At 64.7% G+C, this 312-nt stretch carries 1 protein-coding gene; it reads right to left on the reverse strand.

What is annotated here, in order from left to right:
• Positions 1-312: hypothetical protein (locus ACM6IN_RS20475; RefSeq protein WP_414916618.1), on the reverse strand; the 312-nt coding region annotated here is incomplete at both ends.

Genomic DNA, 312 nt, shown 5'->3' on the forward strand with positions numbered 1-312 from the left:
CACCACGCCGGCCACCTTGGGTTGCGGCAGTTCCTGGCGTGGTTCGCCGACGCGCAGGATGTCGCTGTGGATCGACTCGCGAATGGCGCGGGAGGCCTCGAACGCGTCAAGCGTGGTGAGCACTGCGCTCGGAATCAGTAGTTGGTAGTAGAACTCCGCGGTGCCACCGTCGACCGGGGCCAGGTGTTTGCCGTCGATGTTGTACAACAGTGGTTTGGCCGCGACGATGTCGTTGCGGGTGATGGGGCGCGTTGGCAGCTCAGGCAGGTACGGTTTGTGGCCGGGCGTGGTACCGAGCATGGCCGGCTGAAT

This window comes from Pseudomonas sp. IT-P395 (genome assembly GCF_949767675.1).
In the GTDB taxonomy this organism is placed as follows: domain Bacteria; phylum Pseudomonadota; class Gammaproteobacteria; order Pseudomonadales; family Pseudomonadaceae; genus Aquipseudomonas.